This is a genomic window from Streptomyces sp. NBC_00207 (genome assembly GCF_045160965.1).
Classification (GTDB): Bacteria; Actinomycetota; Actinomycetes; order Streptomycetales; family Streptomycetaceae; genus Streptomyces.
The window spans coordinates 4478203-4502606 of the sequence record NZ_CP130715.1 but is presented as its reverse complement, the minus strand read 5'-3'; the positions used below and the strand labels follow the sequence as shown (position 1 = coordinate 4502606).

Genomic DNA, 24404 nt, shown 5'->3' with positions numbered 1-24404 from the left:
CGCCGCCACGTGGCCGGCCGGTCTTCTACGGGGTTTCGAGCGGCTTGCGCAGCACCGTGCAGTCGCGGCCGAGCTCGCGGTCCTCGGCCCGGCGCAGTTCGGCGTACCCCTGGGACCGCCAGAAGGCGAGGGCCTTGGGGTTGTTGTCCAGTACGGCGATCTGCACGCCCGTGCGTCCGGCGGCGCGGAAGCGGTCCTCGACCAGGGTGGCCACGGCGCGGCCGTATCCCTCGCGGTGCGCGGTGGCGTCGATGAGCAGCAGGCCGATCCACGGGTCGGTGCCGGCGGAGGCCGGGTCCGGGTGGTGGGCCAGGGTGGCGGCCAGGCCGACGAGGCGGCCGGCGGAACGGGCGAGGAGGACCTCGGCGCCGTCATGGGCGAGTTCGTCGGCGAGGGCGGCGGCGACCTGTTCGACGGTGATGCGGTCCGGGTCGGGGAAGTCGCCGCTGAGTTCGAAGAACGCGTGGTTCGTCGAGTAGAGCGCGGCGATTTCGGTGAGGACCGGGCCGGGGAGGGCGCCGTCGACGGGGACGAGCGGTTGGAGGATCACCTACCGAACGGTAGCGAAGCCCCCTCCCCGGACGGCCGGGAGGGGGCTTCGGCACAGGTGTCCGCTCGGCGATCAGCGCCCGGCGTACGGGGGCTGATCGCCGGGGCGACCCGGGCTGCCTACCGGACTCAGACGTTGACGCCGAAGTCCTGCGCGATGCCCGTGAGGCCCGAGGCGTAGCCCTGGCCGACCGCGCGGAACTTCCACTCGGCGCCGTTGCGGTAGAGCTCGCCGAAGACCATGGCGGTCTCGGTCGCCGCGTCCTCGGAGAGGTCGTAGCGGGCGATCTCGGCGCCGCCGGCCTGGTTCACGACGCGGATGTACGCGTTGCGGACCTGACCGAAGTTCTGGCTGCGGGCCTCGGCGTCGTAGATGGAGACCGGGAAGACGATCTTGTCCACGTCGGCCGGCAGGCCGGCGAGGTTGACGTTGATGGCCTCGTCGTCGCCCGCGCCCTCGCCGGTGCGGTTGTCACCGGTGTGGACGATGGTCTGGTCCGGGGTGGACTTGTTGTTGAAGAAGACGAAGTGGCCGTCGGAGACGACCTTGCCGGTCGGGTTGACCGCGATGGCCGAGGCGTCGAGGTCGAAGTCGACACCGGTCGTCGTACGGACGTCCCAGCCGAGGCCGACCGTGACGGCAGCGAGGCCGGGGGCCTCCTTCGTGAGCGAGACGTTGCCGCCCTTGGACAGGCTGACAGCCATGGGAATGTCCCTTTCCTCATCCAACATGCACGTACAGGCGGTCAAACTACCGCTGCCCCCTATAACGCGACGAGAGGCCTGTCGGGTTCCCGCCGTGAAATCTGAGTGACGGGGACGGGGGCGGGCGCGGATCATAGGGGGCATGCCTGGTCCTTATGTCATCCGTGGTTCGGTCGTGCTCCCCGAGGGCGAGCTCGCCTGGCGCTTCTCGCGGTCCTCCGGGCCCGGCGGGCAGCACGTCAACACCTCCGACTCGCGGGTGGAGCTGATGTTCGACCTGGCGGCGACGAAGGCGCTGCCGGACGTGTGGAGGGAGCGGGCGCTGGAACGGCTGGCGTCCCGCCTGGTGGGCGGGGTGGTGACCGTACGGGCCTCCGAGCACCGCTCGCAGTTCCGCAACCGGGAGATGGCGCTGGTCCGGATGGCTTCGCTGCTGGCGGAGGCGACGGCCCCGCCGCCGAGGCAGCGGCGGGCGACGAAGATCCCGCGGGGGATCAACGAGCGGCGGCTGCGGGAGAAGAAGGCGCGGGCCGAGACCAAGCGGGGGCGGACCGGGCGCGACTGGTAGTCGCCCAGTCGCCCAGTCGCCCAGTCGTCCGGTCGCCGCGGCCGATCCGGCCTACTGGCCCAAGTGCCGGTAGCGGCCTCGGAAGTAGGTCAGCGGCTGGTGGTCCGGGGACGGGAGGGCCGCCGTCAGGACGCGGCCGATGACCAGGGTGTGGTCGCCCGCCTCGACGCGGTTCTCGGTGCGGCACTCCAGGGTGGCCAGGGCGCCGGTCAGCAGGGGCGCGCCGGAGGCCTCGCCGCGTACGTACGGCAGGTCCGCGAAGAGCAGCCGGTCGCTGATGCGGCCCTTCATCGCGAAGCGGCCCGCGACCTGGAGCTGGTGGTCGGCGAGGACCGAGACCGCCCACAGGGGCTGCTCCGCGAGCAGGTCGTCCATCCGGGAGCCCTCGCGCAGGCTCACCAGGACCAGCGGCGGGTCCAGGGACACGGACATGAAGGCGGTCGCCGTCATGCCGACGTCCTCGCCGCGCGGCCCGTCCGCCGCCAGGGGGGTCTCGTGCGCGGTGATCAGGCACACGCCCGCCGCCAGCCGGGACATCGCGGCCCGGAACTCGTCATTGCTCACTCCCTCAGCATGCGGGTTTCCGTGGGGCGGGCGGGGCAGGGGGGTCGTCTTCAGCACGGTGGAACGCTAATCTCGCCCCTCGCGCCGCACATCGGGCCCTGGTCCGAGTCGCGCCCCCGCCCCTTGGCCTAGGCCCGGGCGTATCGTTTGCTCTCGGGAATGTGGGGGAGCGCTCCCAGTCGTCACGAGCCCCACCACGCACCGATTTTCATCCCATGTGACTTGAGTCACAGAGGGCAAGATTTGTTGACCCTGTGTACCTGCCGCACAGCTCACTGTGATTCAGTGGACGGGACACCGCAACGAAACGCCGATGACAAACCTGGAGTTGCTGTCGAGGTCTCGGGGAGAGCGAGCAATGGAGACCGAGTCGGAGCCGTACGTCCGTCTTGCGACCCTGCGGCAGCTGCACCGGGTGGTGGCCGATCTCAATACGGCCAGGAGCCTGGCGGACACTCTGCAGACCGTCGTGGACGGCATCGTCGTGGGCCTCGGCTACGAACTCGCCTGTGTCAACCTCGTACGCCCGGACGGTGATCTGGTCGTCGCCGCCTTCGCCGGAGACCCTGCTGCGGAGGCCCTCATCACCGGCCGCGTCGGCTCCCGCGCCTCCTGGGAACGCCGCCTGACGATGGGTGAGAACTGGGACGGGCTCCGGTTCATCCCGCACACCGAGGGCTGGGTCCTCCTGGAGGACGACGTCCCGCAGTGGCACACGGACGGCCCCGATCCGCGCTTCGAGGACGAGTGGCACCCCGAGGACCGGCTCTACGCCCCCATGTACGCGTCCGGCGGGGAACTTCTGGGTGTCATTTCGGTGGACAGACCGCGCAACGGGCGCCGGCCCGGCGCCTGGGGCCGCGAAGCGCTCCAGATGTACGCCTTCCAAGCCGCGATTGCGATCAGCAATGCGCGGCTGCGCGCGAACATGCAGCGGGCCCTGGTCAGGCTGGAGCGTGAACAGCAGGCACTGCGTGCCAGCGAGGAGTCCTTCCGGCAGGCCTTCGAGTACGCGCCCAGCGGGATGGCCATCGCCGAGATGGGCGGGGACCAGCACGGCCGGCTGCTGCGGACCAACGACGCGCTGTGCCGGCTGCTCGGCCGGCCGGCCTCCGTACTGCGCCGCTACTCCTTCTCCGACCTGGTCCACCCCGAGGACATCGGCACCCTGCTGCGCACCTCCGCCGAGGGCGGCCGCGCCGAGCTGCGCCTGGGCCGGCGCGACGGCACGTATGTATGGGTCTCGCTGCGCAACTCCGTCGTCGCCGACGCCGCCGACGGGCCCCGGTTCCTCCTCACGCACGTCGAGGACATCGAGGAGCGCAAGCGGCACGAGCTGCAGCTCGCCCACCGGGCCAGCCACGACTCGCTGACCGGCCTGCCCAACAGCGCCGAGCTGAGGTCCCGGCTCGGCGCGCGGCTGTGCCGCAGGCCACAGTCAGTGCGCGCCACCGCGGTCGAGGCCCTGGACGCGGCCTTCGAGGGGCGCGACGGACACGACGGGCGCGCCGTGTACGACGGCCACGAGGTGCGTGCCGAGGCGGGTGGTGCCGGTGAGCACGGCTTTCAGGCCGACGGATCCGACCGGTACACGGGGTCCGATCCCTTCGAGTTCCCCGGGGCGCCGGCCCCGGCGGCGGACGGCCCGTACGACCACCACGTGCACACGGTGGCGCCCGCGACCGACATCGACGACGGGACGAAGGGGCTCGCGGTGCTCTTCTGCGACCTCGACGGCTTCAAGTCGATCAACGACCGGTTCGGGCACCACACGGGCGACGCGGTCCTGATCGAGGTCGCGCGGCGGCTGACGACGGGCGTCAGGGACGGCGACACCGTCGCTCGGCTGGGTGGTGACGAATTCGTCGTCCTCGCCGACGGCCTGGGTGCGGCGGACGCCGCCGATCTCGCCGTCCGGCTGCGCAACGCGATCATCCCGCCGATCCGGGTCGACGGCCGTGCGGTCCGTGTCGGCGCCAGTTTCGGCATCGGATGGGCGAGCTGCGGGATGTCGGCGGACGAGGTGCTGCGCTCCGCCGACCAGCGGATGTACATCGAGAAGCGGTCCCGCTCCAAGGCGCACCGCAGGGCCGGCTGAGGCGGTCTGTCGCCCGTGGGCGCACCTGTTCGGGGTAGGCTCCCGGGGGTCGAAAGGAGTGACCTGCGATGACGACGCCCGCGAACAACGGCCCGCACGGTGGGGCGAACAAGCCCGAGGACGACGATCCGTTCGGCTACCTCTACGAGGATGGCCAGGCGGCCGGAGCCACCCCGCCCACGTCGGGCGGTGGATACGGGTATCCCGGGGCGTCGGCCGGCGGTCACCCCGGAGCGCAGCCAGGCGTCCCCCGTACCTCGCACCACCAGGTGCGGACGGTCGGCGACCGCCGCAACGGCGGCCCTCGCGGTCAGGTGCCCGCGCAGCAGCCGGCCTACCAGGCCCAGTACCAGGCCCCGGAGGCGCTCCAGGCGGGCGGCTACGGCGTTCCGCAGCAGCCGCAGGCCCCGCAGCACCAGACCCAGGCGATCGCGCACTCCGGCGGCCACGGCGGCGGTGGCGGCGGTTCCAGCCGTCGCGGTCTGCTGATCGCCGCCGTCGCGGTGGTCGGCGCGGTCGTGATCGGCATCGGCGCCGCCCTGGCCTTCGGCGACAAGGACAAGGACAAGAAGGGCGGGGACGAGGCGAACGGAGGCCAGCAGTCGGCGGCCCCGCAGAACCCCTCGTCCGCGCCCCCGAGCGGCTCTCCCGCGCCTTCCCAGGCCACGCTGCCAAAGGGCGAGGCGGCCGGCGCCGGCATGTCCATCACGGGCGGTGCGGCCCTGGAGAGCACGGTGCCCGGGGCGAAGAGCTCGGGCGGCCAGTACGTCGGCGGGTTCAACAAGCCCGGCGCGGCCGTGACCTGGACCCTGGAGGTCCCCAAGGCCGGGAAGTACAGGTTCTACGTGCGCTTCGGCATCCCGGGTGAGGACGCCAACGGCACCCTGACCGTCAACGGCAAGGCGAACGACGCTCCCATCAGCATGCGCAACTTCGCCAAGTCGCCCAAGGGCGACTGGGAGAAGGGCTGGCAGACGACCTGGGGCCAGGTGAACCTCGACAAGGGCACCAACACGATCAAGCTGTCGTGCGAGGCCGGCAACAGCTGCAACGTCAACATCGACCAGCTCTGGCTCGAGAACTTCTGATCCCCAGGGGTTCGCCCGGGCCCTCGCTCCACCGACACGCGAAACGAGTCCGGCTCCACCGCACGCGCGGTGGAGCCGGACTCGTTTCACATGGGACGTCTAGCCGCAGTGGACCCAGCCGCTGCCGCCGTCGTGCTCCTTATCCAGGTAGGTGGAGTTCTCCGTCAGCCAGTAGCCCGTGACCGTGCCCCGGACCTGCACGCACCGGCCCGGCGCCTTGAGGTAGACGGGGCCCGCGAACTGGGTGTAGGCGCGCTGCCCGTCGGCGACGCCGTTGCCGGCGTTGTCCTTCAGCGAGACGCCCATGCCGTCGGTGACCTTGAACCGGGAGTCGCGGCGCAGGATCGCGTAGTTCGTGCCGTTGGAGCCGTTGTAGTACAGGAAGAGGACGCCGGCTCCGGAGACGCCCTGGTTGTCGCCGAGCGGGAAGGTGTCCTGCTGGCGGTACCCGGCGCCACACGAGCCCTTGAAGATCATTTGTGCGTGTTGATCTCAGATGGCCCTTATTCCTGCTCGTGTGCGCGATGGTCCGTCAACAGCGTGAGCTGCACCCCATATTGACGGACGCTCATTTCCTTCGCATTCAACTTCCGATCGCGACACTGGCGGAGACGGCGTGCCGCAGCTCTTCGTAGACGACGGGGTCGAACTCCCCCGCCGTCGGGGCCGCGACCGTGGCCGCGGACAGGGCGACCGCGCGGGTGAGGCGGTCCGGCCAGTCCGCACCCTCCACCAGGGCCGACAGCAGGCCGGCGACGACGGAGTCGCCGGCTCCGGTGGGGTTGCCGGACAGGGCGCGCGGCGGGGCCGCCCGCCAGGTGCCCTCGGCGGTGGCGGCCAGCAGGCCGTCCGGGCCCAGCGAGGTGACCACGGCGTGCGCGCCCCGGCGGCGGGCGTCGCGGGTGGCGGGCAGCGGGTCGCGGGATCCGGTGAGCTCGGCCAGCTCGGCGGCGTTCGGCTTGATGATCTCGGGCCGGGCGGCGACCCCGCGGCGCAGGGCCTCGCCGCTGGTGTCCAGGAGGACGGGGACCCCGGCCGCGCGGGCCGCCCGTACGAGGACCGCGTACGCGCCGACCGGCACGCCCGGCGGGAGGCTGCCGCACAGGGCCACGGCGCGGGCGCCGCGGACCAGCTCCCCGTACTGTGCGAGGAACCGGGACCACTCGGCGGGCGTGATCAGCGGGCCCGGCTCGTTGAACTGGGTGGTGTCGCCGGAGGAGTCGTCGACCACGGCCAGGGTGCGGCGGCTGCCGTCCGCGCAGGGCACCAGGGCGTCCACCACCCGCGGGGACCGCGCGAGCAGTTCGCGTACGACGGTGCCGACCGGGCCGCCCGTGAAGCCCGTCGCCGTCACCTCGTGGCCGAGCGCGGCCAGGACGCGGGCGACGTTGATCCCCTTGCCCCCGGGACGTTCGGTGACGGCGGCGACCCGGTGCGAGGCGTGCGGGAGCAGCCTCGGCACGCGGTACGTGACGTCGAGTGCGGTGTTGAGCGTCACGGTCAGGATCATGGGCACCCCCGGGTCTGTTGCTGCCGGGATCATGCCAAACGCGGGGCGGTCGGCCCAGCCCTCGGGCCCACCGCCTTCGCATCTACAGCCGCTTGGCCGTCAGACCGCCGCCGCGGCGAGGGGGCTGACGACCCATTCACCGCGCCGCATGACGCCCTTGACGTCGAAGGCGGCGTCGAGGACGACGAGGTCCGCGTACTTGCCGGGCTCCAGCGAGCCGATCTCGTCGTACAGGCCGATGAGCTTGGCCGGGTTGGCGGAGATCGCCTGGACCACGGACTCCACCGGCAGCTTGTCGAGGGTCACCGAGCGCTTGAAGGCGGTGTCCAGGGTCAGCGTGGAGCCGGCGATGGAGCCGCCCTCCACGAGCCGGGCCACACCCTGCTTGACCTCGACCTCCAGCGGGCCGAGGTGGTAGGTCCCGTCGCCGAAGCCGGCGGCGTCCATCGCGTCGGTGATCAGCGCCACGCGGTGCGCGCCCGCGTGGTGGAAGGCCAGTTCCAGGGCGGCCGGGTGCAGGTGGGTGCCGTCGTTGATCAGCTCGACGGTGATCCGCTCGTCCTCCAGCAGCGCGGCGATCGGGCCGGGTTCGCGGTGTGCGAGGGGCGGCATCGCGTTGAAGAGGTGGGTGGCCACGGTCGCGCCCGCGTCGATGGCGGCGCGCGTCTGCTCGTACGTGGCGTCCGTGTGCCCGATCGCGGCGATCACCCCGTGCTCGGCCAGCAGCCGTACGGAGTCCAGGCCGCCCGGCAGCTCGGTGGCGAGGGTGAACATGCGGGCGGTGCCGTGCGCGGCGTCGATCAGCTTGCGGACCTCGGCCGGGTCGGGGTCGCGGAGCAGGTCCTCCTTGTGCGCGCCCTTGCGGCAGGGGTTGATGAACGGCCCCTCGAAGTGGATGCCCGCGATCTCGCCCTGCCGGGTCAGCTCGGCGAGCAGCCCGGCGCGCCGGGCCAGTTCGTCCAGGTCGCCGGTGACGGTGGAGGCGATCAGGGTGGTGGTGCCGTGCTCGCGGTGGGTGCGGACGCCCTTGAGGACGTCCTCGGCGGTGCCGGAGGTGAAGGAGGCGCCGCCGCCGCCGTGGTTGTGCATGTCCACGAAGCCCGGGACGATCCAGTGCCCGGACAGGTCCACGGTCCGCGAGCCCTCGCGGGCGCTGCCGGCGATGCGGTCGCCGTCGACGATGACCCGGCCGTTGGCCACGGTTCCGGTGGGCAGCACCACCCTGGCACCGGAGAGAACAGTGCTGTGTGCGCTTCCGGACATCAGGCAGGTACCTCCGTGGCGAGTAGGTCCCAGGCGAGCAGCCCTGCGCCCAGGCAGCCGGCGGTGTCCCCGAGGGCCGCCGGCACGATGTGGGGGAGCCGCTGGAACGTCACGCGCTCCTCCACGGCCGTCCGTAGTGGTGTGAACAAGGTTTCCCCCGCCTCGGCGAGCCCGCCACCGATGATCAGCGTGCGCGGGTCCAGCAGGGTGATCGCGGTGACCAGTCCGTCGGCGAGGGCGCCGACGGCGGCCAGCCAGACTTCCCGGGCGCGCGCGTCGCCGGACTCGACGGCCTTGGCGCAGTCCGCGGCGTCGGCCCCGGGGTCGCCCGAGGCGGCCGCCCAGGCGCGGCTGACCGCGGCGGCGGAGGCGAGGGTCTCCAGGCAGCCATGCTGGCCGCAGCCGCAGGCGGGGCCGCCGGGGCGTACCACGATGTGCCCGATCTCGCCCGCGTAGCCGTGGGCGCCGGCCTCGATGCGGCCGGCGATGCCGATGGCGCCGGCGATGCCGGTGCCGAGGGGGACGAAGAGGAAGCGGTCGGCGCCGCGGCCGGCGCCGATGCGGCCCTCCGCGAGTCCGCCCGTGCGCACGTCGTGGCCGAGGGCCACCGGGATGCCGCCGAGGCGTCTGCTGAGCAGGGCGCGCATCGGCACGTCGCGCCAGCCCAGGTTCGCCGCGTAGACGGCGATCCCGTTGTCGGCGTCGACGATGCCGGGGACGGCGACTCCGGCGGCGGAGGCGGTCCGTCCGAAGCGGTCCCGGCCGGTGTCGAGCAGCTCGGCGGCGAAGTCCTGGATCGTCTCGACGACGGCGTCGGGGCCCCGGTCGCGGCCGGTGGCCCGGCGCGCTTCGTGGAGCAGGGTGCCGTCGTCGGCGACGAGGGCGGCCTTCATCCCGGTGCCGCCCACATCGAGGGCGATGACGTGTTTCACGGGTTTCACAGAGACAGTCTCGCGTGCTCGGCGGGGAAAGGTCTAGTCCATTGGGAGGGATTGTTGAGTGGCCATACAAATTGGGGACCCTGGTCGGGATCCGGATGTGGACGAGCCGCCAAAGTGGTGTAGACCTTACGTGGATCGTACGTACAACAAGGGGTGGATCGAGAACTGTGAAGGGCCGTTACCTGAGCCTGGCCGCGTCCGGCGCCGCGCTGTGCCTGACTGCCGTGACGCTGACGGGCTGCGGAGCCCTCGGCGGACTCACCGAAGACAACGAGGTGACCCTGCGGGTCGTGGCGGCCGACTACGGGGACAATCCGCAGAACTCCTCGGCCGCGTACTGGAAGGGCCTCGCCGAGGGCTTCGAGAAGGCCAACCCGGGCGTCAAGGTCGAGGTCTCCGTCTTCTCGTGGTCCGAGGTCGACGCCAAGGTCGCCGGGATGGTCAAGGCCGGCAAGGCCCCCGACATCGCGCAGATCGGCGCCTACGCCGACTACGCGGCCGCCGGCAAGCTGTACTCGGCGTCGGAGCTGCTCTCCGTGAAGACCGAGGCCGACTTCCTCGGACCGCTCGCGGACGCGGGCAAGGTCAAGCAGGTCCAGTACGGGCTGCCCTTCGTGTCGAGCACCCGGCTGCTCTTCTACAACGAGAAGCTGCTGGCCGACGCGGGCGTGATCGGCAAGGACGCCAAGGCCGGCTGGCAGCCGAAGAGCTGGGCGGACCTGGAGGCGGCGGCCAAGAAGCTCAAGGGCGCGGGCGTGCCCACCCCCTTCGCGCTGCCGCTGGGCCGCGAGGAGGCGCAGGCCGAGACGATGATGTGGATGCTCTCGGGCGGTGGCGGCTACACCGACAACGAAGAGCAGTACTCCATCGACTCCGCCGACAACATCAAGACGCTGGAGTTCCTGCGGGACAAGATGGTCGGCCAGGGGCTGACCGGACCCGTCGAGCCGGGGAAGCTGGACCGGCAGGCCGCCTTCGACGCCTTCACCAAGGGCGAGGTCGGCATGCTCAACGGACACCCGTCGCTGATGAAGCAGGCCGAGGCCAAGGGCGTGAAGTTCGGCATGGTGCCGCTGCCGACCGCCACCGGGTCCGACGAGCCGGCCATGGGCGTCGCGGACTGGGTCATGGCCTTCAAGAACGGCCACCGCGAGCAGTCCGGGAAGTTCCTGGACTTCCTGTACCAGCCGAAGAACGTGGCGGCCTTCACGGACCAGTACGACCTGCTGCCGGCCACCACCAGCGGCTACCAGGCCAAGCAGGCCGCCACGAGCGGTCAGGCGGCCAAGCTGAAGCCCTTCCTGACGGCGCTGCCCGGCTCGCGGCTGTACCCGGTCGGCAAGAAGTCCTGGGCCGGCGTCAGCGAGGACATCAAGCAGGACATCGGCAAGACCGTCCAGCCGGGCGGACAGCCGGCGAAGGTCCTGGAGGACATCGCCACGGCGGCGCGGGCGGCGGACCCGAGGTAGCGCCGGCCGGTGCGGCGGGGCCGATGCCGGCGGTCCCGATGCCGGCATCGGCCGCTGTCGGCGTGCGGCGTTAATCTGGCGGTATGACGGACGACGGGCAGCTGACGGCCACGGAGGCCGCGGTGCTCGCGTACGAGGGACGTACCTGGCCCGGGCCCGGAGCCAAGGAACGGGCCATACGGGAAGGACTGGGGATGACCCCCGTCCGCTACTACCAGCTGCTCAACGCGCTGATGGACGACCCGCGGGCGCTGGCCCACGCACCGGGCACGGTCAACCGGCTGCGGCGGATCCGCGAGGCCCAGCGGGCCCGGCGATAGCCCCTGCCCGTGCCATAGCCGTCGCCGGGCCGGGCCGTTAGGGTCGTCCGTATGGGGAGCCATCCGCACGACCTGCCGATGCCCGTCACCGCAGCCGGACGCGAGGGACTCGAAGCCCTGCTCCGCGCACCCCGCCGGTCCGTGGTCGCCCTGGACTTCGACGGCACCCTCGCCGACATCGTCCCGGACCCGGACCAGGCCAGAGCCCACCCGGGAGCCGTCCCGGCCCTCTCCGCACTCGCCCCCGAGGTCGCCTCGGTCGCCGTGATCACCGGCCGGCCGGCGGGCGTCGCCGTCCGCTACGGGGGCTTCGCCGGGGTCCCCGGACTGGAACACCTCGTCGTCCTCGGCCACTACGGCGCGGAGCGCTGGGACGCGGTCACCGGGATCGTGCACGCCCCGGCCGAGCACCCCGGGGTGGCGGCGGTACGGGCCGAGCTGCCGGGGTTCCTCGACTCGATCGGGGCCTGGCGGGGCACCTGGATCGAGGAGAAGGGCCGGGCGCTGGCCGTGCACACCCGCCGGGCCGCGGACCCCGCGGCGGCCTTCGCGGCCCTGCGCGAGCCCCTGGCGGAGCTGGCGGCGCGGCACGGGCTGATGGTGGAGCCGGGCCGGGCGGTCCTGGAGCTCCGTCCCCCGGGCATGGACAAGGGCGTCGCCCTGACGGAGTTCCTGGCGGAGCGGGACGCGGAGGCGGTGCTGTACGCGGGCGACGACCTGGGTGACCTGGCGGCGTACTCGGCGGTCGAGAAACGCCGGGCCGACGGCCTCCCGGGCCTGCTGGTGTGCAGCGGCTCCGCCGAGGTCCCCGAGCTCGCCGCGCGGGCCGACGTGGTCCTGGCCGGACCCGGCGAGGTGGTCGCCTTCCTGGCCGCCCTGGCCAAGGCCGCCCGAGCCTGACCAGGCCGTAGGCCCCTGCCGCACCGCTGCGGGGGCCAGCCTCCGGACCCCCGCTCCTCAAACGCCGGCGAGGCTGGAGAATCCAGCCCCTCCGGCGTTTGAGGAGTGGGGGTCCCCCCGGACGGAGTCTGGGGGAGGGTCTGGGGCGGAGCCCCAGCAGCGGCGCGGGCGCCGAAGTACGTGGTCAGGCGCGGCGCCGTCGCCGGGGGCCAGCCCCCGAACCCCCGCGCCTCAAACGCCGGCGAGGCTGATGTGGCCGGTCACGGCAGGAGGTCGGTCAGTTGGGCTGCGAACCAGGCGGCCGGGGGGAGGGCCGTGGCGGCGGCGGCCAGGCGCTTCGTGCGTTCCGCACGCTCGGCGTCCGGCATGCCCAGCGCCGTGTGCAACGCCTCGGCCGTCGCCGACACGTCGTACGGGTTCACCGTCAGCGCGTCCTGGCGGAGCTCCTCGTACGCCCCCGCCCCGGTGGACAGCACCAGCACGCACCCCGCCTCCGACACCACCGGGATCTCCTTCGCCACCAGGTTCATCCCGTCCCGCACCGGGTTCACCAGCGCCACGTCCGCCATCCGGTACACCGCCAGCGACCGCGCGAAGTCGTCCTGCACCGACACCAGCACCGGCTGCCAGTCCGCCGTCCCGAACTCCTCGTTGATCTCCGCCGCCAGCTCCCGCACCGACTGCGTGTACGCCCGGTACACCTCGAGGTCCTGCCGCGACGGGTACGCCGAGGCCAGGTGGACGACCCGGCCCCGCCACTCGGGGTGGACCGTCAGCAGTTCCCGGTACGCCAGCAGCCCCCGCAGGATGTTCTTCGACAGCTCGGTCCGGTCCACCCGGGCGATCGTCTTCAGGCCGCCGACCTCCGCCCGCAGCTGCGCCAGCTTCTCGTCCACCTCCGGCCGGTGCGCCAGCGCCCGCAGTTCGTCCGCGTCCACCCCGAGGGGGTAGCCGGTCACTTCGGTGAACTGCCGCTTCCCGTAGCCGCGCCCGTCCGGGGACGCCCGGCGGTGCCACACTCCCCGCTCCGGGGACCCGGACGGGAAGTACGCCTCCGCGATGCCGTCCGCGTCGTCCCTGCTCGCGCCGGTGGCGAAGTTGGACGCCCACCTCCACGTGTGGAAGCCCAGCCGGTCCGCGCCGAGCATCCCCCACACCAGCTGGCTCTGGATGTCGTCCGGGATCATCTCCATGAACTCCCGCGAGGCCCACGGCGTGTGCGTGAAGTGCCCGATCCGCAGGTCCGGCCGCAGCTCCCGCAACTGCCCGGGGACCAGCGCCAGGTGGTAGTCCTGCACCAGGACACGGGCCCCTTCCGCCGCCTCTTCGGCGAGGGCGCGCGCGAAGGCCTCGTTGTACGCGACGTACGAGCCCCACCGCCGCCGGAACTCCGCGTCGAAGACCGGTTCGCGCGGGACGTCGTACAGGTGGTGGTGTGTGAACCAGAGCACGGAATTGGCGATGCCGTTGTAGGCGGCGTCGTACACCGTGGGATCGATGTCCAGCATCCGGACGCCCGGCTCGGCCACCCCCCGGCGGACCGCCTCCCGGTCCGCCTCCGACAGGGCCGCGCAGATCCACAGCGCCCCCGGCTGCTCCGCGAGGGCCGCGGAGAGCCCGGAGACGAGACCGCCCCCGCCGCGCCGGGCGCTGAGACCGCCTTCGGCATCGATCGCGTACGAGAGGGGGCCGCGGTTGGCGGCTACGAGTACCTGAGAAGCCATGCGGCGAACCTAGCCCGGCCCGCACTCGCTCAAACTTTCCAGACCGACGTCACGCCACGCGGCGCAGCGCGTACTCCTTGATGTCCAGCATCGGCGGCCGCTCCTCGGTGTCCACCGGGTACGTCCGCGGCACGAACCCTTCCGGCCCCCGCTCGAACTGCGTCAGCTCCGGCCGCAGGAGGTGCCCGCGCGACAGGCGCACCAGGGCCGTGCGGTAGATCGCCGCGGCCATCCGGCCGAGCGCCTGCCCGCCCTGGTGGCGGTGGACGCGTACGCCCACGTCCACCTGGGCGAGCGCGTCCAGCCCGACCGTGTGCAGGGCGTCGACCAGCAGGCCCAGCTCGACGCCGTACCCGACGGGGAACGGCAGCCGCTCCAGCAGGGAGCGGCGTACGGCGTACTCGCCGCCCAGCGGCTGGACGAAGCCGGCCAGCTGCGGCCAGTGCAGGTTGAGGAGGGGGCGGGCGACCAGTTCCGTGACCCGGCCGCCCTGGCCGGGGGCGTCGCCGAGCGGGCGGTCGTACATGGCCTTGACGAACTGCACGTCCGGTTCGGTCAGCAGCGGTCCCACGATCCCCGAGACGAAGGCGGAGGAGAAGTCCCGCAGGTCGGCGTCGACGAAGCAGACGATGTCCCCGCTGGTGGCCAGCAGCGAGCGCCACAGCACCTCGCCCTTGCCGGGCAGCGCCGGGATCCTCGGCAGGATCTCGTCGCGGTGCACCACCCGGGCTCCGGCCTTCGCCGCGACCTCCGCCGTACGGTCGGTCGAGCCCGAGTCGATCACGATCAGCTCATCCACCAGGGGGAACGGCAGTCCCTCGATCAGCTCGCGCCGGATGACCTCGACGATCGCGCCGACCGTCGCCTCCTCGTCCAGCGCGGGCAGCACCACGCTGACCGTGGTCCCGGCCGCCCGTTTCCGGTCGAGCAGCTGGTCGAGCGGTCGGTCGGCGGCTGACCAGGAGCGGTCTGCCAGCCAGCGCTCCACCTCTTCCAGCACCCTCAGCACTCCCTGCTTGTCGGCGTTATCGGCCGTTATGTGATCCATCTCGCGGTTCGGACGGCTGTCTCAACCGCCCGGCCCTTCGGTTACAGTCTTGAACAACGCGAAGGACCACCGCATGCCGGGGGTCCCCGCGTACAAACGCACCGGCGCGCCACAGAGCGCGTGTGCCGGTGCCATACCGCTCATCCAGAGGGGCAGAGGGACACGGCCCGTTGAAGCCCCGGCAACCCTCCAGTCGGTTCTCGCGATCGCTCGTCAGCGACGTCAGCGAGGTCCCCGGCTAGGGAAGGTGCCAATTCCGTCTCATGGCGAAGTGCGCCATGGGGAAGATGAGGAGAAAGGGCCTCGCCATCATGGCTGCACAGACTGTCGCCACCTCTGTCGATCTCGGACCTGCCAACGGTCTTTCCTGTCGCGAGTGCGATACCCGCTTCGAGCTCGGCCCCATCTTCGCGTGCGCCGAGTGCTTCGGACCGCTGGAAGTCGCCTACGACCTCCCGACCGGTGACCCCAAGGCCCTGCGCGCCGCGATCGAGGCCGGCCCCAACAACATCTGGCGTTACGCGCCGCTGCTGCCCGTCCCCGCGGACGTGGCCTCCAAGCCGAGCCTGAACCCGGGCTTCACCAAGCTCGTGGACGCCGCCAACCTGGCCAAGGAGCTCGGCGTCACCGGCAAGCTCTACGTCAAGGACGACTCCGGCAACCCGACGCACTCCTTCAAGGACCGCGTCGTGGCCATCGCCGTCGAGGCCGCCCGCGCCTTCGGCTTCACCACCCTCTCCTGCTCCTCCACGGGCAACCTGGCCGGCGCCGTCGGCGCCGCGGCCGCCCGGGCCGGCTTCCGCTCCTGCGTGTTCATCCCGCACGACCTGGAGCAGGGCAAGGTCGTCATGGCCGGTGTGTACGGCGGCGACCTGGTCGGCATCGAGGGCAACTACGACGACGTCAACCGCTTCTGCTCCGAGCTCATCGGCGACCCGCTGGGCGAGGGCTGGGGCTTCGTCAACGTCAACCTGCGCCCGTACTACGGAGAGGGCTCCAAGACCCTCGCCTACGAGATCTGCGAGCAGCTCGGCTGGCAGCTCCCCGACCAGCTCGTGATCCCGATCGCGTCCGGCTCGCAGCTGACGAAGATCGACAAGGGTCTGCAGGAGCTGATCAAGCTCGGCCTCGTCGAGGACAAGCCGTACAAGATCTTCGGCGCGCAGGCCGAGGGCTGCTCCCCGGTGTCGACCGCCTTCAAGGCCGGTCACGACGTGGTCCGCCCGCAGAAGCCGAACACCATCGCCAAGTCCCTCGCGATCGGCAACCCGGCGGACGGCCCGTACGTCCTGGACATCGCCCGCCGCACCGGCGGCTTCGTCGAGGACGTGAACGACGAGCAGGTCGTCGAGGCCATCAAGATCCTCGCGCAGACCGAGGGCATCTTCGCCGAGACCGCGGGCGGCGTGACCGTCGGCGTGACGAAGAAGCTCATCGAGAACGGGCAGCTCGACCCGACGCTGACCACCGTCGTCCTCAACACCGGCGACGGCCTCAAGACCCTGGAGGCGGTGGCCGCGGAGAGCGGGCAGACCGCCACCATCCGCCCGAGCCTGGACGCGTTCCGCGCCGCCGGCCTGGCCTGACCATCTCCCCCTGCTCTACCGGAAAGGCAGTAGCGCCATGAGCGTCAACGTCCGCATCCCCACCATCCTGCGCACCTACACCGGCGGTCAGGCCGAGGTGCCCGCCGAGGGCGCGACCCTCGCCGAGGTCATCCAGTCCCTGGAGGCGAGCCACCCGGGCATCGCCGCGCGCGTCCTGGACGACCAGGGCAAGCTGCGCCGTTTCGTGAACGTCTACGTCAACGACGACGACGTGCGCTTCGAGGGCGGGCTGGAGGCGAAGACGCCGGACGGCGCCGGCGTCTCGATCATCCCGGCCGTCGCGGGCGGCTGCTGATCCCGTCGGTCCCTTTGTCACCTGATAGGTGACACGCGCAAACCGAAATTGCCCCCTCCGCTAAAAGCGGAGGGGGCAATTCTGCTTGATTGGGCGCGGTAGAGTTGGGGAAGTCCCCTCCGCCGGACTTGCCCGCCGCATATGTGCGGGTCGCGTGAGGGTCGACATCGGGTCAACATGCAAGTGCGGTATGGGGCTTTGGCGAGATATGCGGGGCCCGAGTTGCCCTGACGTATGGCAAATTTTCACTCTATTTCAATGTTTCCCCGTGTCCAGAATTCTCGTCGGATTGACCTGTTGCAGACAGCACTCGCGCAGATACATTCAGCCTCGGTCGACGCGTTCCGACGCAAGTTCTGACCCGGGAACGCGAAGTGCGTTCCCGCGCAAGGGCCAGTAATAGGGGAGTTAGGCATGGCTCAGGGCACCGTCAAGTGGTTCAACGCGGAGAAGGGCTACGGCTTCATCGCGGTCGACGGTGGTGCGGATGTGTTCGTCCACTACAGCGCCATCCAGATGGACGGGTACCGCACCCTTGAAGAGGGTCAGCGGGTCGAGTTCGAGATCTCGCAGGGCCAGAAGGGTCCGCAGGCGGACATGGTCAAGCTCGCGCTCGGCTAGTCCTGGAGCATCGACCACCGACGCTCGGTCTTCCGTGGAAGACCCCCGGAAGACCCACGAGGGGCCCACATCCTGGACACGGGATGTGGGCCCCTCGCGTTGTGTGCCCGGTAGTGGCGGGGCGTTCACCCGAGCCGCTTGCACTCGGAGGGGTCGAGTGCTAATCATTGGCGTTAGCACTCTCCCGGTGAGAGTGCTACTGAACGAGGACCGGGTCGGTGAGGCCCGCAGGGTCCGGTGGGAAGGAACCGCCGGGCACGCAGGCCGTCCGTCGCGGGCGCGGGCGCGGTCCTGGGAGCAATCCACCGCTGTCCGGGAGGACCACTTCAGATGGCCAAGATCATTGCGTTCGACGAGGAGGCCCGTCGCGGCCTCGAGCGTGGGATGAACCAGCTCGCCGACGCCGTCAAGGTCACCCTTGGCCCCAAGGGTCGCAACGTCGTCCTTGAGAAGAAGTGGGGCGCCCCCACGATCACCAACGATGGTGTCTCCATCGCCAAGGAGATCGAGCTCGAGGACCCGTACGAGAAGATCGGCGCCGAGCTGGTCAAGGAAGTCGCCAAGAAGACGGACGACGTCGCGGGCGACGGTACGACCACCGCCACCGTGCTCGCCCAGGCGCTCGTCCGCGAGGGCCTGCGCAACGTAGCCGCCGGCGCCAACCCGATGGCCCTCAAGCGTGGTATCGAGAAGGCCGTCGAGGCCGTCTCCGCCGCCCTGCTCGCCCAGGCCAAGGATGTCGAGACCAAGGAGCAGATCGCTTCCACGGCCTCCATCTCTGCCGCCGACACCCAGATCGGCGAGCTCATCGCCGAGGCCATGGACAAGGTCGGCAAGGAAGGCGTCATCACCGTCGAGGAGTCGCAGACCTTCGGTCTGGAGCTCGAGCTCACCGAGGGCATGCGCTTCGACAAGGGCTACATCTCGGCGTACTTCGCCACCGACATGGAGCGCATGGAGTCGTCCCTCGACGACCCGTACATCCTGATCGTCAACTCCAAGATCGGCTCGGTCAAGGACCTGCTGCCGCTCCTGGAGAAGGTCATGCAGTCCGGCAAGCCGCTGCTGATCATCGCCGAGGACGTCGAGGGCGAGGCCCTGTCGACCCTGGTCGTCAACAAGATCCGCGGCACCTTCAAGTCCGTCGCCGTCAAGGCCCCGGGCTTCGGCGACCGCCGCAAGGCCATGCTCGGTGACATCGCCATCCTCACGGGCGGCACGGTCATCTCCGAGGAGGTCGGCCTCAAGCTGGAGAACGCCGGTCTCGACCTGCTCGGCCGCGCCCGCAAGGTCGTCATCACCAAGGACGAGACCACCATCGTCGACGGTGCCGGTGACAGCGACCAGGTCGCCGGTCGCGTGAACCAGATCCGCGCCGAGATCGAGAACTCCGACTCGGACTACGACCGCGAGAAGCTCCAGGAGCGCCTCGCGAAGCTGGCCGGCGGCGTGGCCGTCATCAAGGCCGGCGCCGCGACCGAGGTCGAGCTCAAGGAGCGCAAGCACCGCATCGAGGACGCCGTTCGCAACGCGAAGGCGGCCGTCGAGGAGGGCATCGTCGCCGGTGGTGGCGTGGCCCTGCTGCAGGCCTCCGCGGTCTTCGACAAGCTGGAGCTCGAGGGTGACGAGGCGACCGGCGCCAACGCCGTGAAGCTCGCCCTGGAGGCCCCGCTGAAGCAGATCGCCGTCAACGGTGGTCTCGAGGGTGGCGTCGTCGTCGAGAAGGTGCGCAACCTTCCGATCGGTCACGGCCTGAACGCCGCGACCGGCGAGTACGTCGACATGATCGCCGAGGGCATCATCGACCCGGCGAAGGTCACGCGCTCTGCCCTGCAGAACGCCGCGTCCATCGCCGCGCTGTTCCTCACCACCGAGGCCGTCATCGCCGACAAGCCCGAGAAGGCCGGCGCCGGCGCCCCGGGCGGCATGCCGGGCGGCGACATGGACTTCTGATCGACCCCTGGCTCCGGCCACCGGTTGATCGGCTGTTCTCGAACGAGGGCGGCACCCCCCACGGGGGGTGCCGCCCTCGGGCGTTCCCCCGGCCGGGTCGGCATAGGCTGGGCGCATGGCTGATCTCTTCGTCAAGATCTGCGGGCTCAAGACCGCGCGGGACGTCGATGCCGCGGTGGCGGCCGGGGCCGATGCCGTGGGCTTCGTGTTCGCGCCCGGCAGTCCGCGCACGGTCGATGCCGCCACCGCACGGGAGCTCGCCGCGCGGGTGCCGGACTCGGTGCTCACCGTCGGGGTGTTCCGGGGGCAGGCGGTCGAGGAGGTGCGCCGCTTCGCCGAGGAGAGCGGCGTACGGGGGGTGCAGCTGCACGGCGAGGAGGGCCCCGAGGACTTCGCGGCGCTGCGCGCCGGGGGCCGGACGCTGCTGCGGGCCACCGCCGAGCACGTGAAGCGCTGCGGCGAGTACGGCGAGGACCTGCTCCTGCTCGACGCCCCGGACCCGGGCTCCGGCAAGCCGTGGAACTGGGGCTCGGCGGACTTCACCGCGCCCGAGGGGCGGTGGCTGCTGGCCGGCGGGCTGAATCCGGGCAATGTGCGGGAGGCGGTCGAGGTGACCGGGGCCTGGGGTGTGGACGTGTCCAGCGGGGTGGAGCGCGAACGCGGGGTGAAGTCGCCGGAGTTGATCCGCGCCTTCGTCGAGGCCGCGCGCGGTTAGCCGGGGCTCCAAGTTTTTGTAGTGACCGTTACGGAAATCGTGTTACGGTCTTTCTGTAGTGATCATTACGGAATTTGGGGGACCCATGCAGAACAAGAACGCGCTGGTCACGGGCGGCAGCAGGGGCATCGGCCGGGCCATCGCCGAGCGGCTCGCCGCCGACGGGGCCACCGTCGTGCTGACGTACGCGAACGACGAGGCGGCGGCCCGCGAGACCGTGGAGCGGATCACCGGCGACGGCGGCCGGGCCCACGCGCTCCACGCGCAGCTCGGGCACCACGGCGACGCCGCCGCGCTCTGGGCGGCGTACGACGCGCTGGGGCTCGACGGGGTCGACATCATCGTCAACAACGCCGGCACAGGACTGCCCGTTCCGCTCGGCCAGGTCGCCGAGGAGGACTTCGACCGGGTCTTCGCCGTCAACGTACGGGCGCCGTTCTTCGTGGTGCAGGAGGCCCTCGGGCGGCTGCGCGACGGGGGCCGGGTCATCAACATCTCCAGCGGCGCCGCCCGGATCGCGATGCCCGAGATCCTCGCCTACGGGGCGACCAAGGGTGCGCTCGACACCCTCACGCTCAACCTGGCGAAGGCCCTCGGCCCGCGCGGGATCACCGTGAACTCGGTGGCCCCCGGCATCGTCGACACCGACGTCAACGCCGACTGGCTGCGCGGCAACGCGGAGGCCGAGGCGCACGCCGCCTCGCTCGCCGCGCTCGGCCGGGTCGGCCGCCCCGAGGACATCGCCGACATCGTCGGCTTCCTCGCTTCCGACGACGCGCGGTGGGTGACGGGGCGGGTGGTCGACGCGACCGGCGGCGCGGGCCTCTGAGCCGCGTCCGGGCCGGCGGCCCGGCGGGGACGGACCGTCAGGTCGCGGGCATCGCCTGCCGCCAGACGGTCATGTCCCCGGAGATCCATTGGGGCATCCCCGCCACGTCTGCGGTCGACTTGAACTGGAGCACGTACAACCCGACGTCCCCCGCCTTGTTCCTGATGCAGAACTGGCTGCCGCCCGCCGCCCCGGCCAGCGTCCAGCTCCGGTCGGTCGTGAGCTCCAGCGTGGCCCGGCACGAGTCGAGGGATCCCTGCGTCTGGCCGTACAGCATGATGATCGTGGCGGTGTCGCTCTCCAGGCTGCAGATGCTCCTCTTGCAGCTCATGCGTATCTCTCCGCTGCGGTCCTGGCGCACGAGCGTCTCCCCCAGGGTGATCGAGCTCTGCTCGTCGTCCAGGCGCAAAGCGGGGTACGGGTTCGCCTTGGGCGGCTGGGACGCGCTCGGGCCGGGTGTGGCGGCCGCGCCGGCCGGGCCCGAGGCGGACACGGCCGGGCCGGGGGACCTGGCCGCGGACGCCTCCCCGTCGAGCATTCGCTTCGCGGATTCCTTGACCGTCCAGGCCAGGCCGCCCAGCACCAGCGTTCCCACCGTCATCGCCGCGGTGACGGCCACCGCGGCACGCCGCCGGCTCTTGCGCCGTTCCTCCGGCGTCTGCGGCGTGGGCCCCCAGACCATCGGCGTCGCGGGCCCCGTGGCGGGCTGCGGGGCCGGATCCGGGACCTCCACCTCAGGCCCCAGGATCTCCCGCCAGACGGCCGGGCTGCCGCCGCTCGTGTCGTCGGCGTCCTCGCCCAGCTGCTGTCGGCACCACTCCACGATCTCCGTCGGGGTGGCCCGCTTCTCGGGATCGGAGGCCAGGCACCGGGCGAGCAGCGGCTGCAGTTGCTCCGGCAGCCGGGACAGGTCGGGCTCGGAGTGCACGATCCGGTACAGCACGGTCATGGACGGACCGGTGCCGTACAGCGGCTCGCCGAGCGCCGCGTACGCCGCCGTCTGACCCAGCGCGAAGACGTCGGTGGCGGGGGTGGTCTCGCCCGCCAGCGCCTGCTCGGGGGCCATGTACTGGGGCGTGCCGATGGTGCCGCCCGTGGCCGTGGGCGCGGTGGTGTCGGACGCCGTCGAGATGCCGAAGTCGATGACCCGGGGCCCGTCGGCGGCCAGCAGCACGTTCGACGGCTTGAGGTCACGGTGCACGACGCCCGCGGCATGGATGGCCTGCAGGGCCTCGGCGATGCCCGCCACCAGCCACAGGAGCGCGGGCACCGGCAGCGGTCCGCGCCTGGCGACGGCCTCCGACAGGGAGGGCCCGGGTACGTACAGGGTGGCCAGCCACGGCGGCACCGCGTCCGCGTCGGCGTCGATCACCTCGGCGGTGTAGGCCCCCCGGACCCGCCGGGCCGCCACCACCTCCCGGCGGAACCGCCGCCGGAACGCGGGGTCTTCGGCCAGCTCCGGCCGGACCACCTTGATCGCCACCGGGCGGCCGCCCGGGGTGTGCGAAAGGTAGACCCGGCCCATGCCGCCCGCGCCGAGCCGGGCCGCGAGGCGGTACCCGGCGACGGTCTGCGGATCCTCCGCGTGCAGCGGCTCGAACACCTCGGTCGCGCTGTTCATCGGCCTCCCCGATCCCCCCGACCGCCCCGATCAACCGATGAGTTGATCCGCATCACTTTAAGCAACGCGACAGGGCGGTGAGTGGTCGGGGAGCCCGCGGAAGTCAGACGCCGGGGCCGAACGAGGACGCGCTGCCGTCCTTCTCGACCGACTCCACGACCGCGGTCCCCCGCAGGTCCTCGACCTGCTCGGGGGAGAGGCGGGCGGCGAAGCCGTTCAGCGTCTCGCGGTAGACGTGGAGCGGGGTGATCCCGTACGCGTCCGCGACGGCGGCCGGGTCGAGGCCGGGGTGCACGGTGACGATGTACGTGGCGTGGTCGGCGGGAGCCGTGTGCGATACGGGTACGGATTCGGCGGCGGTGGCTGCGGACACGGGCAGGGCGACGGTGACGGCAGCCAGGACGGCGACGGCCACGGGCAGGGCTCGGCTCAGACGGTTGCGCATGGGGGGAGGGCACCACGCGCTGAGGTGCAGGTCAACGAGGTCCCGGGGTGAGGCGGGGGCACGGGCGGCGCACTGGCCGTGCGCTCCCTGGTGTGGGGGCGGGCCGTACGGGTGATCTTGGTGGGGTGGTGTGGGGTGCGCGGTCCGGGGCGCGGACGTGGAGGCGCAGCGGGACAACCCTTTCTGCACGGCGTGCGACCGCCCGCGTCGGCGCGGGCGCCGGAGGGGCATCCAGGTGAGCGGGTGGTTCAAGCCGCCGAGAGGTGGCACCGATGGAGCTGAGGGCCGCCCCGCAGGAGCACCTGGTGCCGTGAGGGCGGCTCACCCATGCCGATCTGCAACCCCGTCAGGGAGTTCTTTCCATGCGCCTGCTCGCACGCCTGGCCACCGCCACGCTCCTCGCCGTCACCCCGGTAGCGGCCGGTACCGCCTCCGCCGCGGCCCCGGAGCCGGACCCGGCCCCGCTGGTCAAGTCGGCCAACCCGGTGCCCGGCAAGTACATCGTGACCCTGGAGAAGGGGCAGGACGCGGCGAAGCTCGCGAAGAAGCTGGGCCTGAAGCCGTCGTTCGTCTACACGTCTGCGATGACCGGTTTCGCGGTGCCGCTGAACTCGCTGGAGCTGACGCTGGTCCGCAACAGCCTGGGGGTGAAGTCGGTCGAGGAGGACGCCTCGGTCCAGTCCGTGCCGATGCCGGCTTCCGCGGAGGGGATGCGGTCCCCGTCGGACTCGTGGGGCCAGGACCGCATCGACCAGAAGAACCTGCCGCTGGACAGCAGCTTCACCACCGAGGGCAACGGCGCCGGGGTGACCGCGTACATCCTCGACACCGGTATCGACTACCACCACACCGAATTCGGCGGGCCCGACGCCACCCGTGCCACCTTCGGCTTCGACGCCATCGGTGACGGGCGCAACGGGCAGGACTGCCAGGGCCACGGCACGCACGTCGCCGGCACGGTCGCCGGAAAGACGTACGGGATCGCGAGCAAGGCGAGCCTGGTCAGCGTTCGCGTCCTCGGCTGCGACGGCAAGGGCACCTGGTCGGGGATCATCGCGGGCCTGGACTGGGTCGCGAAGAACGCCAAGCAGCCGGCGGTGCTGAACGCCTCCCTGGGCGGGGACAAGTCCGCCGCGGTCAACGACGCCGCGGACGCGGTCACCGACGCGGGTGTGCTGCCGGTCGTCGCGGCCGGCAACTCCGCGAAGGACGCGTGCGGGGTCTCGCCGGCGTCTGCCGGGAAGGTGGTCACGGTCGCGGCGAGCAACCAGTGGGACGAGGAGACCGACTTCTCCAACTGGGGTCAGTGCGTCACCCTGTACGCACCTGGCCAGGCCATCGTCTCCGCCAAGCTCGGCGGTGGCAGCGTGGCCCTGGACGGCACGTCCATGGCCGCACCGCACGCCGCCGGTGTCGCCGTCCTCTACAAGCAGGCGCACCCGAGCGCCGCGCCCGAAGAGATCGCCGAGTTCCTCGAGCAGGAAACCACCAAGGACGTGCTGAGCAAGCTCAGCCCCGCCAGCCCGAACAAGCTGCTCTTCACCGCCGGTCTCTGACCCGGACCGGGTGAC

At 71.6% G+C, this 24404-nt stretch carries 24 protein-coding genes and 1 riboswitch; of the genes, 13 read left to right on the top strand and 11 right to left on the bottom strand.

Annotated features, from left to right (window positions below; genetic code table 11):
- Positions 1–25: 25 nt before the first annotated feature.
- Complete coding sequence (locus OG472_RS21225) at positions 26–550, bottom strand: GNAT family N-acetyltransferase (RefSeq protein ID WP_405941904.1); 525 nt, start codon at positions 548–550, stop codon at positions 26–28.
- 128 nt (positions 551–678) lie between these two features.
- The gene (locus OG472_RS21220; protein WP_030718836.1) at positions 679–1254 is read right to left on the bottom strand and encodes a TerD family protein; all 576 of its coding nucleotides are present in this window, start codon (positions 1252–1254) and stop codon (positions 679–681) included.
- Between the two features lie 142 nt (positions 1255–1396).
- Between OG472_RS21220 and arfB the strand changes: the two genes are divergently transcribed.
- Positions 1397–1822 carry an alternative ribosome rescue aminoacyl-tRNA hydrolase ArfB gene (arfB, locus tag OG472_RS21215; RefSeq protein WP_327414723.1) on the top strand — a complete coding sequence of 142 codons (426 nt, stop codon included), beginning with the start codon at positions 1397–1399 and terminating at the stop codon, positions 1820–1822.
- Positions 1823–1873: 51 nt separating this feature from the next.
- Here arfB and OG472_RS21210 read toward each other — a convergent pair whose 3' ends face one another.
- The gene (locus OG472_RS21210) at positions 1874–2359 is read right to left on the bottom strand and encodes a flavin reductase family protein (RefSeq protein WP_383570046.1); all 486 of its coding nucleotides are present in this window, start codon (positions 2357–2359) and stop codon (positions 1874–1876) included.
- 385 nt (positions 2360–2744) lie between these two features.
- On the opposite strand from OG472_RS21210, the gene cdgB reads away from it, so the two are divergent.
- Both cdgB and OG472_RS21200 read left to right on the top strand, forming a co-directional pair.
- Positions 2745–4484 (top strand): diguanylate cyclase CdgB, encoded by a 1740-nt coding sequence (gene cdgB, locus OG472_RS21205; protein ID WP_401608082.1) that lies wholly within the window; start codon positions 2745–2747, stop codon positions 4482–4484.
- 68 nt (positions 4485–4552) lie between these two features.
- Positions 4553–5572 (top strand): CBM35 domain-containing protein, encoded by a 1020-nt coding sequence (locus OG472_RS21200; RefSeq protein ID WP_405830764.1) that lies wholly within the window; start codon positions 4553–4555, stop codon positions 5570–5572.
- 99 nt (positions 5573–5671) lie between these two features.
- Here OG472_RS21200 and OG472_RS21195 read toward each other — a convergent pair whose 3' ends face one another.
- The 4 genes from OG472_RS21195 to OG472_RS21180 form a co-directional block, all read right to left on the bottom strand.
- A complete protein-coding gene (locus tag OG472_RS21195; protein ID WP_405830762.1) occupies positions 5672–6049 on the bottom strand; it encodes a hypothetical protein in 378 nt (125 codons plus the stop codon).
- 106 nt (positions 6050–6155) lie between these two features.
- Positions 6156–7082 (bottom strand): 1-phosphofructokinase family hexose kinase, encoded by a 927-nt coding sequence (locus tag OG472_RS21190; protein ID WP_405830761.1) that lies wholly within the window; start codon positions 7080–7082, stop codon positions 6156–6158.
- Between the two features lie 99 nt (positions 7083–7181).
- Positions 7182–8345, bottom strand: coding sequence for an N-acetylglucosamine-6-phosphate deacetylase (gene nagA / locus OG472_RS21185; RefSeq protein ID WP_405830760.1), 1164 nt, complete (start codon positions 8343–8345; stop codon positions 7182–7184).
- The gene (locus OG472_RS21180; protein ID WP_401608846.1) at positions 8345–9277 is read right to left on the bottom strand and encodes an ROK family protein; all 933 of its coding nucleotides are present in this window, start codon (positions 9275–9277) and stop codon (positions 8345–8347) included. Before OG472_RS21180 ends, nagA begins: the two co-directional genes overlap by 1 nt.
- Positions 9278–9453: 176 nt before the next feature.
- Here OG472_RS21180 and OG472_RS21175 point away from each other — a divergent pair, with 176 nt between their 5' ends.
- The 3 genes from OG472_RS21175 (at position 9454) to otsB (ending at position 11975) form a co-directional block, all read left to right on the top strand.
- Entirely contained in the window at positions 9454–10755 is a 1302-nt protein-coding gene (locus OG472_RS21175; RefSeq protein WP_405830758.1) for an extracellular solute-binding protein, read from the top strand.
- A gap of 83 nt (positions 10756–10838) precedes the next feature.
- Complete coding sequence (locus OG472_RS21170) at positions 10839–11075, top strand: DUF3263 domain-containing protein (protein WP_037924728.1); 237 nt, start codon at positions 10839–10841, stop codon at positions 11073–11075.
- Positions 11076–11126: 51 nt separating this feature from the next.
- A complete protein-coding gene (otsB, locus tag OG472_RS21165; protein ID WP_401608096.1) occupies positions 11127–11975 on the top strand; it encodes a trehalose-phosphatase in 849 nt (282 codons plus the stop codon).
- A gap of 260 nt (positions 11976–12235) precedes the next feature.
- On the opposite strand, the gene OG472_RS21160 is transcribed toward otsB, so the two are convergent.
- Together OG472_RS21160 and OG472_RS21155 are read right to left on the bottom strand one after the other, a co-directional pair.
- Positions 12236–13699, bottom strand: coding sequence for a trehalose-6-phosphate synthase (locus OG472_RS21160; protein WP_401608099.1), 1464 nt, complete (start codon positions 13697–13699; stop codon positions 12236–12238).
- Between the two features lie 49 nt (positions 13700–13748).
- The gene (locus tag OG472_RS21155) at positions 13749–14699 is read right to left on the bottom strand and encodes a glucosyl-3-phosphoglycerate synthase (protein WP_383570052.1); all 951 of its coding nucleotides are present in this window, start codon (positions 14697–14699) and stop codon (positions 13749–13751) included.
- A 185-nt stretch (positions 14700–14884) separates the two neighbouring features.
- Positions 14885–15041, top strand: a riboswitch (SAM riboswitch).
- Between the two features lie 17 nt (positions 15042–15058).
- Between OG472_RS21155 and thrC the strand changes: the two genes are divergently transcribed.
- From thrC to OG472_RS21125, 6 genes are all read left to right on the top strand, one after another.
- Positions 15059–16333 (top strand): threonine synthase, encoded by a 1275-nt coding sequence (thrC, locus tag OG472_RS21150; protein ID WP_405941903.1) that lies wholly within the window; start codon positions 15059–15061, stop codon positions 16331–16333.
- A 37-nt stretch (positions 16334–16370) separates the two neighbouring features.
- Positions 16371–16649 carry a MoaD/ThiS family protein gene (locus tag OG472_RS21145; protein WP_030718872.1) on the top strand — a complete coding sequence of 93 codons (279 nt, stop codon included), beginning with the start codon at positions 16371–16373 and terminating at the stop codon, positions 16647–16649.
- A 414-nt stretch (positions 16650–17063) separates the two neighbouring features.
- Positions 17064–17270, top strand: coding sequence for a cold-shock protein (locus OG472_RS21140; protein WP_030009783.1), 207 nt, complete (start codon positions 17064–17066; stop codon positions 17268–17270).
- Positions 17271–17600: 330 nt separating this feature from the next.
- Positions 17601–19223, top strand: a complete 1623-nt coding sequence (groL, locus tag OG472_RS21135) for a chaperonin GroEL (RefSeq protein WP_361759067.1) — start codon at positions 17601–17603, stop codon at positions 19221–19223.
- 115 nt (positions 19224–19338) lie between these two features.
- Positions 19339–19938 carry a phosphoribosylanthranilate isomerase gene (locus tag OG472_RS21130; RefSeq protein WP_401608105.1) on the top strand — a complete coding sequence of 200 codons (600 nt, stop codon included), beginning with the start codon at positions 19339–19341 and terminating at the stop codon, positions 19936–19938.
- A gap of 85 nt (positions 19939–20023) precedes the next feature.
- Entirely contained in the window at positions 20024–20767 is a 744-nt protein-coding gene (locus OG472_RS21125; RefSeq protein WP_405941902.1) for an SDR family oxidoreductase, read from the top strand.
- Between the two features lie 37 nt (positions 20768–20804).
- Here the strand turns inward: OG472_RS21125 and OG472_RS21120 are convergent, their stop codons facing one another.
- Entirely contained in the window at positions 20805–22388 is a 1584-nt protein-coding gene (locus OG472_RS21120) for a serine/threonine-protein kinase (protein WP_405941901.1), read from the bottom strand.
- 103 nt (positions 22389–22491) lie between these two features.
- Positions 22492–22833, bottom strand: a complete 342-nt coding sequence (locus OG472_RS21115) for a protease inhibitor I9 family protein (protein ID WP_401608112.1) — start codon at positions 22831–22833, stop codon at positions 22492–22494.
- A 362-nt stretch (positions 22834–23195) separates the two neighbouring features.
- Between OG472_RS21115 and OG472_RS21110 the strand changes: the two genes are divergently transcribed.
- A complete protein-coding gene (locus tag OG472_RS21110; protein WP_405941900.1) occupies positions 23196–24389 on the top strand; it encodes a S8 family serine peptidase in 1194 nt (397 codons plus the stop codon).
- Positions 24390–24404 lie beyond the last annotated feature (15 nt).